The organism is Micromonospora sp. AMSO1212t (genome assembly GCF_008868145.1).
GTDB lineage: Bacteria > Actinomycetota > Actinomycetes > Mycobacteriales > Micromonosporaceae > Micromonospora > Micromonospora tulbaghiae.
Window position 1 is genome coordinate 1 of the sequence record NZ_WBKS01000179.1, and the last position, 8833, is coordinate 8833.

Sequence of the window (8833 nt, forward strand, 5' to 3'; positions counted from 1 at the left end):
CTTCTCCGTCGATCATGAGGTTGTCGGCACTCACCGGGCCGCTTTGTCCCCGCCAACCTCATGATCGACGCGCTTGGGGCCGGGGCGCGCGCGGATCTTGGAAGATCCGCGCCCCCATAGGGGCCGTTTCCTACCAAGATCTCCCACGGCCCCGGCGCGCTCCGGGTCTCCGCTCGGCGATCATGGAGTTGGCGGTGACGAAACGGGCAACCTGCGCCGCCAACCTCATGATCGACGCGGTCAGGGCGGGAGCGGTCAGCTCGTTAGGGACGCGAAGACGATCACGTTGTCCTGGTAGCCGGTACGGCCGCCGACCCACTCGCCGCCGCAGGTGATCAGCCGCAGCTCGGCCGGACCGGAGTTGCCGTAGACCCGGGCGGCGGGCAGGTTCGACTTGTCGAAGTACTCGACGCTGTCCACCTTGAAGGTCACCACGCTGCGGTCCGCGCGGGTCACCTGGATCCGCGCGCCGGGCTTGAGCGAACGCAGCCGGTAGAAGACAGCTGGGCCGCTCTTGGTGTCGACGTGGCCGACGATGATCGCCCGGCCGGGATCGCCGGGCACCGCTCCGCGGTCGTACCAGCCGGTCTGGTCGTGCTCGGTCAGCGGCGGTACGTCCACCGAGCCGTCCTTCGCCTGCCCGACCGGCGTGACCGGCGCGTTGACCTTGATGGCGGGCACCGCCAGGCGCACCGGCCGGCTCGCCGGCTTCCGGACCGGGGCGGCAGCGCTCGCCGGGGCCGCCGCGCCCGACCCGTTCGATCGGCTCGACTCGGTCGACGCGTCGGCGAAGTCGAACGGCCCAGCCGTGCGGCCCAGCCCGGCCCCGGTGGCGAACACGCCGACCAGCACCAGCACCACTGCCAGCGGCTTCGACCAGGCGCCCCGGCCCCGCCCGCCCGACGACGCCGGTGGCGGCTCGACCGGCGGCGGCCCCGCGGGCCGTGGACGCAGGGCAGGCGGATCGGCCGACGGCGGATACCACGGTCGCGACGCGGCGGGCGGCGGCATCCACGGCCGCGACCCGGAGACCAGCCCGGCCGACGATCCGGACTCGGCGTTCGGCCGGCTCCGCCCGGTCGGGTGGGGCGAGCCCACGGAGGCGCCCGATCCGCTTCCGTGAGGCGAGCCGGCCCGCGACGGACGGGCGGCGCCGGCCGGCGGCGCGGCGGGCGGGGGCAGAGCCAGGGACGGCCAGCCCGGGCGCCGGGACCCGGCGGGCGGCGGGACGAAGTGCTCGGCCATCGCCGGCCTCAGCCTCTGGCGGCGCCGCGGCCGTGCCGGCGGGACGCTGCCACACCGAGCCCGGCGCCGACCACCGTCACCGCCAGCCCGACCGGCACCAGCAAACCACCGAGCCCGGGGCCGGCGGTGCCGCCGAAACCGGTCGCCGGGCCGCGGCTGGGCAGGTGACTGGGCCCGTGGCTCGGCTGCCGGGTGGGCTGCCCCTGCTTGACCACCTGGAGCATGGTGGAGGCGGTCTCCCCGCCCGGGCACTCCAGCTTGACCCGGTAGTTGCCGGGCCGGGTGCGCTCGTGGACCATCGGCGAGGCGGTGAGCAGGCCGCGCTGCGGCTGCACCTGGATCTTGCCGAACGCGTCCGAGGTGACGATCGCCGGCACCGTGTTGTTCCGGCAGCTCGCCCGGATGCCGACGAGGTAGCCGGGCGAGACGGTGCCCGGAGTGACCTCCACGAAGATCACGTCGGCCGGGGGCTGTTCCGGCACCGGTTCGGCGGCGCGCGGCGCGGCCTGGGCGGGCAGCGCGCCGGCCAGCGGGGCGGCGCACGCGGCGGCCGCGACCAGCAGCGCCCTACGTACCCTGAACGACCCCATGACCCCTCCCGGCGTACGGGATGAATCCTCTCACCCCTGGGCGCACATCACATCCGATCCGGGCTAGGCTCGGGTCGCTGTGACCCTCCCCGACATCGCCGCCGGCCGCATCCGTACCTTCCATCCGCGTCGCGGACGGATGAGCGAGCGGCAGCGCGACGCGCTCACCCGGCTCTGGCCCGCGTACGGCCTCGAGATCGCCGCCCTCGACGGGCCGTGCGATCCGACGGCGCTGTTCGGACGGCGGGCGCCGCTGGTACTGGAGATCGGCTCCGGCATGGGCGACGCCACCGCAGCGATGGCGGCGGCCGACCGGGACCGACACTATCTGGCGGTCGAGGTCCATACGCCGGGAATCGCCAACCTGCTCGACCTGGTCGAACGCCACGGTCTGGACAACGTTCGGGTGGCCGAGGGCGACGCGCTGGACCTGGTCCGGGCCATGCCGGAGGGCTGCCTGGACGCGGTGCACGTCTACTTCCCCGACCCCTGGCCGAAGACGCGCCACCACAAGCGGCGGATCATCGCGCCGGCGCACGTGGCGCTGCTGCGGTCCCGGCTGGCGCCGGGCGGCACGCTGCACTGCGCGACGGACTGGGCCGAGTACGCCGAGTCGATGCGCGGGACGCTCACCGCCGACCCGGAGCTGGTCGACGTGCACGGCGGCTACGCGCCCCGCCCCGAGCACCGGCCGGTGACGAAGTTCGAACGCCGTGCGCTGGCCGCCGGCCGGGAGGTCTTCGATCTGATCCACCGGCGGCGCTGAAGCCGGTGCGCTGAAGCCGGTGCGCTGAACCCGGTTGGCGCGGCGCGGTGTGATCCAGGCACGATGGGAGCCGCCATGACTCTCACCGCCGCGCTGCCGAAGACCGCCGACCCCGACACCCTCTACGACGCGTTCGCCTCCTGGGCGTCCGAGCGCGGCCTGGACCTCTATCCGCATCAGGAGGAGGCGGTCATCGAGATCGTCTCCGGCGCGAACGTGATCATGAATACGCCGACCGGCTCGGGCAAGAGCCTGGTGGCGATCGCGGCGCACTTCGCGGCGCTGGCCGACGACCGGACGACCTTCTACACCGCGCCCATCAAGGCGCTGGTCTCGGAGAAGTTCTTCGCGCTCTGCGAGGTCTTCGGCGCCGAGAACGTCGGCATGCTCACCGGCGACGCCAGCGTCAACGCGGATGCGCCGATCATCTGCTGCACCGCGGAGATCCTGGCCAACCTGGCGCTGCGCGAGGGCCGCCGTGCCGACGTCGGCCAGGTCGTCATGGACGAGTTCCACTTCTACGCCGAGCCGGACCGGGGCTGGGCCTGGCAGGTGCCGCTGATCGAGCTGCCGCAGGCCCAGTTCGTGCTGATGTCCGCCACCCTCGGCGACACCACCCGCTTCGTCGGCGACCTGACCCGGCGCACCGGGCGGCCGACCGCCGTCGTCCGCTCGGCCGAGCGGCCGGTCCCGCTCCTCTTCTCGTACGCGACCACGCCGATGCACGAGACGCTCGAAGAGCTGCTGGAGACCAAGCAGGCCCCGGTGTACGTCGTGCACTTCACCCAGGCCGCCGCGCTGGAACGCGCGCAGGCGCTGATGAGCGTGAACGTCTGCACCCGCGCCGAGAAGGACATGATCGCCCAGGCGATCGGGAACTTCCGGTTCACCTCGGGCTTCGGCAAGACGCTGTCCCGGCTGGTCCGGCACGGCATCGGCGTGCACCACGCGGGCATGCTCCCGAAGTACCGCCGCCTGGTGGAGACGCTCGCCCAGGCCGGCCTGCTCAAGGTCATCTGCGGTACGGACACGCTCGGCGTCGGCATCAACGTGCCGATCCGTACCGTGCTGTTCACCGGCCTGAGCAAGTACGACGGCACCCGCACCCGGCTGCTCAAGGCCCGCGAGTTCCACCAGATCGCCGGCCGGGCCGGGCGGGCCGGGTTCGACACGCTGGGCCGGGTCGTGGTGCAGGCGCCCGAGCACGTGATCGAGAACGAGAAGGCGCTCGCGAAGGCCGGTGACGACCCGCGCAAGCGCCGCAAGGTGGTGAAGAAGAAGCCGCCGGAGGGCTCGATCGGCTGGGGCGAGCCGACCTTCCAGCGCCTGGTCGAGGCCGAGCCGGAGCCGCTCACCTCCAGCTTCCAGGTCAGCCACTCGATGCTGCTCAACGTGATCGGCCGCCCCGGCGACGCGTTCGCCTCGATGCGGCACCTGCTCACCGACAACCACGAGGACCCGGCCGCGCAGCGCCGGCACATCCGGCGGGCCATCGCCATCTACCGGGCGCTGCGCGCGGGCGGCGTGGTCGAGGAACTGCCGGAGCCGGACGAGACCGGCCGCCGGGTGCGCCTCACCGTCGACCTCCAGCTCGACTTCGCGCTCAACCAGCCGCTGTCGCCGCTGGCGCTGGCCACCGTCGAGCTGCTCGACCGGGAGTCGCCGTCGTACGCGCTCGACGTGCTCAGCGTGATCGAGTCGATCCTCGACGACCCGCGCCAGGTGCTGTCCGCGCAGCAGTTCAAGGCCCGCGGTGAGGCGGTCGCCGCGATGAAGGCCGAGGGCATCGAGTACGAGGCCCGCATGGAGCTGCTCGACGACGTGACCTGGCCAAAGCCCCTGGCCGAGCTGCTGGAGTCCGCGTACGAGATGTACCGGCAGGGCCACCCCTGGGTCGCCGACCACCAGCTCTCCCCCAAGTCGGTGGTCCGGGACATGTACGAGCGGGCCATGACGTTCCCCGAGTACGTCCAGTTCTACGGGCTGTCCCGGTCCGAAGGGCTGGTGCTGCGCTACCTCGCCGACGCGTACAAGACGCTGCGCCAGACCGTCCCCGAGGACGCCAAGACCGAGGAGCTGATCGACCTCATCGAGTGGCTGGGCGAACTGGTCCGCCAGGTCGACTCCAGCCTCATCGACGAGTGGGAACGGCTGCGCAACCCGTCGGACGTGGCCGAGGTGGCCGCCTCGCTGGACGACCGGCCGCCGGCGGTGACCCGCAACGCGCGGGCGTTCCGGGTGCTGGTGCGCAACGCGATGTTCCGCCGCGTGGAGCTGGCCGCGCTGCGCCGCTGGGATCTGCTCGGCGAGCTGGACGCCGGCGACGGCTGGAACGCCGACGCCTGGGCCGACGCGCTGGAGCCGTACTTCGAGGCGTACGACTCGATCGGGGTGGGGCCGGACGCGCGCGGGCCGGCGCTGCTGATGATCGAGCAGGGCCGCGAGAGGTGGACCGTGCGGCAGATCCTGGACGACCCGGACGGCGACCACGACTGGGGGATCAGCGCCGAGATCGACCTCGCCGCCTCGGACGAGACCGGCGCGGCGGTGGTCCGGATCACCGACGTCGGCCAGCTCTAGGACTACGCGAAAAAGGGCCGCCCGGGATGTCCGGGCGGCCCTTTTCGTACCCTGGGCGATGTCAGATCCGTCGATTAGAATGTATGTACTAATCCAGTCGTTGACCTGGGAGGACGCCAGTGACCGCGCCCACCTCCGCCGCCCCTGTCACCCCCTACGCCACCCTCCTCGGCTTCACCCGGTACGTCGACCGCACAGGCCCCACCAAGGCAACCTTCGTCGGCGGTCTGCGCCGGCAACGGGCCAGCCGGCACGGCTTCAACCCGCACGGCCAGTTCGTCAAGGCGCTCAAGGCCGACGTCGCCTTCCACACCGGCGGCACGCACCTCGCGCAGGTCGCCGACGTGGTCAAGCCGCGCTGGCGGCCGCTCTACGAGGCGCTCGTACCGGGCGCGACCCGCTGGCTGCACTCGCTCGGCGAGCCGTCCGGCGTCGACCTGGCCCAGGCTCGCGACGCGCTGGCCATGCTGGGTGACCTGCCCGTGAAGATCAACCCGCAGTTCGGCGTGCGCTTCGCCGACGGCCGGGCCGAGGCGATCCGGCTGCACTTCGACGAGGCGCCGCCGAGCGAGGAGGCCACGCTCGCCACGCTGCACCTGATGGCCCGGCACATGGACGCGGTGCTGCCGCACGCCGAGCCGGTCCTGGTCGACGTGCGGCGAGGCGAGGCGCACCGGATGCCCGCCGACGCCAAGCCCGAGCAGATCGAGCAGTGGCTGGCCGGTGAGGCAGCCGCGTTCCGGGCCATCTGGTCCACCGCCGCCTGACCACCGCCGCCCGCCGTGCGGCGAACCGGGGCACGCCCGACCGCCCATCCGGCGGCGGCCGGCTCGCCGAACGGCAGTGGCGCAGGCGGCGACCCGTCCACCACCGCCCGACCGAACGGCCGCCCCGCTCCCCGGGGCGGCCGTTCGCCGTCCCGGGCCGGCCGCCGCAGGGTGACCCGGTCCGGACCGCGCCGCAGGCGCCGACCCGGCCGGGCCGGGTCGGCGCCTCACCGGTCGGGGCGCTCGTCCAGCAGCCCGGCCCGCCCGGCCAGCGCGGCGGCCTCCACCCGGTTGGTCACCCGCAGCTTGCGCAGCAGGGAGGCGGTCATCCGCTTCACCGTCCGTTCGGAGGTGTGCATCCGCTCGGCGATCGTCGCCGGGCCCTCTCCGGTCGCGATCGCCCGCAGCAGCCGGCGTTCCTCGTCGTCGAGGTTGAGCCCGGGCGCCCGGGCGTGCCCGACCAGCCGCCGCAGCAGCGCGCCCGGCATCACCGCCCAGCCGTCCAGCACGGCCAGCAGCGGAGGTAGCAGATCCTCCGGCTCGCTGGTCTTGGGCAGGTAGCCCTCGGCACCGCAGCGCAGCGCCTCCACCGCCGGCGCCGGATCGTCCGAGCCGGACATGGCGACGATGCGGACCCGCGGGCTGGTACGGCGGACGGCGGCGATCGCCCGGAGGCCGCCGGGCGGCGGCATGTGCAGGTCCACGAGGGCGAGATCAGGTGCGCACCGGGCGACGAGCGCGGCGGCTCCGGCCGCGTCGGTGGTCGAGCCGACGACATGGGCCCGGCCGTCGGTGGTGGCGGACAGCAGCAGTTCCAGGCCGCGGACGAACAGCGCATGGTCGTCCACCACCGCGAGCCGGACGGTGCCGTCCCCCATGTCGGCTTTCCCCCTTCCGCTTCAGGTTAGTGGCATATGCGAGTAACCGTCGGGAACAACCCGGCATGGCTGTGGAGTCCATGCCCCCGTGGGGACGCCCGGACGACCGGGACGAGTCGCTGTCGATCCGGCTGCTCTGCCACGAGCTGCGGACCCCGGTGCGGGCGCTGGCGGCCCTCACCCGCGCGCTCGCCGAGCAGCCGACGCTCACCACGCCGGACCGCCGGGCCATCGCCGCGCTGGCCCACGAGCACGCCGTACACCTGGGGTCGTTGCTGGACGACCTCGGCGCGCCCGGCACTCGCGACGAGCCGGAACCGCCCCGCCACGCTCCCCTCGCCGCCGTGGTCCGCGCGGTGACGGCCGGTACCGGTTCCCGGCTGCGCGCGCGGCTCGACCGGGCCGCCGCCGGCCTGCCCGTGCCCGAGCAGCACGTCCGGCAGATCCTCGCCAACCTGGTGGACAACGCGCTGTGCCACGGCCCGGCCGGCGGCGAGATCGTCGTCCGCGCCGCGACGCGCGGTTCCACGCTGACGCTGTCGGTCCTCGACCAGGGCGGCCCCTGTCCCGCGCTGCGCGTGGCGCTGACCCGGCCCGTCCCGTCAGCCGCCGGGCACGGCCTCGGGCTGTGGATCGTGCGGCGGCTCGTCGACGCGTACGGCGGGATCGTGCGCGCCCGCCGCCCCCGCGGCGGCGGGCTGGCGGTGGACGTCCGGCTGCCGGTCCCGGTGCGGGCTGTCCCGTCCGGGACACGGATCGGCCCCGGCGGGCCGCCGCAGCGGGCACCCGGGAGCGGACAGCATCGGTGAACCGGAGGAGACGACATGTTCACGCACATGAAGGACCTGCAGTTCGAGGCCAAGCCGGACGGACCCGACGCCGCGTTCGCCCGCCGCCTCCAGGAGGTCCTCGGCGGCAAGTGGGGTGAGATGACGGTCGCCAACCAGTACCTGTTCCAGGGCTGGAACTGCCGGCTGCCCGGCAAGTACAAGGACCTGCTGCTCGACGTCGGCACCGAGGAGATGGGCCACGTCGAGATGATTGCCACGATGATCACCCGGCTGCTGGAGAACGCGCCGCTGTCGCTGGAGGAGGCCGCCGAGGAGAACCCGATGGTCGGCGCCATCTACGGCGGGTCCAACCCGGCGCACTTCATCCACGGCGGCGGCGGGGCCCTGGCGGTCGACAGCGCCGGCGTGCCGTGGAACGGCAACTTCATCACCGCCAGCGGCAACCTGATGGCGGACTTCCACCTGAACGTCACCGCCGAGGCCCAGGGCCGGCTCCAGGTGGCCCGCCTGTTCAACATGACCGACGACCCCGGCGTCAAGCAGATGCTGCGGTTCCTGCTGGCCCGCGACACCATGCACCAGAACATGTGGATGGCGGCCATCGAGCAGCTCAAGGAAGACGGCCTGGAGGAGATGCCGGTGCCGGACGCCTTCCCCGACTCGCCCGAGTTCACCGAGGAGTTCAGCTACACGTACCTGGACTTCTCCCCCGGCCGGGACGCCGCCGAGGGCCGGTGGGCCTCCGGTCCGACGCCGGACGGCAAGGGCGAGTTCCGCTACGACAGCAGCCCGCGGGCGCACGCCCCCGAGCCGGTGCTCGCCCCCGGTGACCCGCGCCTGTACGGCACCAACCCGGGGATGGCCGGCAAGGTCGCCAACACCGTCAAGAGCAAGCTCACCTGACCTCGCCCGCGCCGGGCCGTCCGCGCGGCGGCCCGGCGCGCCACCCCGCACCGCACCCGCCCGGGAGTCGTCATGTCCACGTCCAACTGCATCAGGACAGCCGTCCTCGCCCTGCTCACGCTCGTCTCCGTGGGCGCCGGCCTGGCCCTGCCCGCCGTCGTCGCGCTGGCCGCCCTCACCGCGCTGGTCCCGTTCGCGGACGCGCTGGAGCGCGACCCGGCCGCCCACCGGGCGACCGCCCGGCACGAACCCGCCTGACCCGCCCCTGCCCGCCACCCCGGCCGCCCCCGCCGTCCGCCGTCTGTACCCCGTC

9 protein-coding genes are annotated in these 8833 nt (G+C 73.6%); 6 read left to right on the forward strand and 3 right to left on the reverse strand.

Annotation, left to right across the window (positions count from 1 at the left end):
- Positions 1 to 255 precede the first annotated feature (255 nt).
- On the reverse strand, positions 256 to 954 hold the full coding sequence (locus F8279_RS27795; protein WP_225853436.1) for a class F sortase: 699 nt from the start codon (positions 952 to 954) through the stop codon (positions 256 to 258).
- 299 nt (positions 955 to 1253) lie between these two features.
- Positions 1254 to 1835 carry a hypothetical protein gene (locus tag F8279_RS27800; protein ID WP_151501522.1) on the reverse strand — a complete coding sequence of 194 codons (582 nt, stop codon included), beginning with the start codon at positions 1833 to 1835 and terminating at the stop codon, positions 1254 to 1256.
- 139 nt (positions 1836 to 1974) lie between these two features.
- On the opposite strand from F8279_RS27800, the gene trmB reads away from it, so the two are divergent.
- The 3 genes from trmB to F8279_RS27815 all read left to right on the forward strand — a co-directional run bounded on the left by trmB (position 1975) and on the right by F8279_RS27815 (position 5948).
- Positions 1975 to 2601: a tRNA (guanosine(46)-N7)-methyltransferase TrmB gene (trmB, locus tag F8279_RS27805; RefSeq protein ID WP_225853437.1), complete on the forward strand. Its 627-nt coding sequence runs from the start codon at positions 1975 to 1977 to the stop codon at positions 2599 to 2601.
- 75 nt (positions 2602 to 2676) lie between these two features.
- Positions 2677 to 5181 carry an RNA helicase gene (locus F8279_RS27810; RefSeq protein WP_091423844.1) on the forward strand — a complete coding sequence of 835 codons (2505 nt, stop codon included), beginning with the start codon at positions 2677 to 2679 and terminating at the stop codon, positions 5179 to 5181.
- Between the two features lie 119 nt (positions 5182 to 5300).
- Positions 5301 to 5948: a hypothetical protein gene (locus F8279_RS27815; RefSeq protein ID WP_091423841.1), complete on the forward strand. Its 648-nt coding sequence runs from the start codon at positions 5301 to 5303 to the stop codon at positions 5946 to 5948.
- 227 nt (positions 5949 to 6175) lie between these two features.
- On the opposite strand, the gene F8279_RS27820 is transcribed toward F8279_RS27815, so the two are convergent.
- A complete protein-coding gene (locus F8279_RS27820) occupies positions 6176 to 6826 on the reverse strand; it encodes a response regulator transcription factor (RefSeq protein WP_091423838.1) in 651 nt (216 codons plus the stop codon).
- A gap of 65 nt (positions 6827 to 6891) precedes the next feature.
- Between F8279_RS27820 and F8279_RS27825 the strand changes: the two genes are divergently transcribed.
- The 3 genes from F8279_RS27825 to F8279_RS27835 all read left to right on the forward strand — a co-directional run bounded on the left by F8279_RS27825 (position 6892) and on the right by F8279_RS27835 (position 8778).
- Complete coding sequence (locus F8279_RS27825) at positions 6892 to 7635, forward strand: sensor histidine kinase KdpD (RefSeq protein WP_091423835.1); 744 nt, start codon at positions 6892 to 6894, stop codon at positions 7633 to 7635.
- 15 nt (positions 7636 to 7650) lie between these two features.
- Positions 7651 to 8520, forward strand: a complete 870-nt coding sequence (locus tag F8279_RS27830; RefSeq protein ID WP_091423832.1) for a manganese catalase family protein — start codon at positions 7651 to 7653, stop codon at positions 8518 to 8520.
- Between the two features lie 72 nt (positions 8521 to 8592).
- A complete protein-coding gene (locus F8279_RS27835) occupies positions 8593 to 8778 on the forward strand; it encodes a hypothetical protein (RefSeq protein WP_091423828.1) in 186 nt (61 codons plus the stop codon).
- The last annotated feature ends 55 nt before the right edge of the window (positions 8779 to 8833 follow it).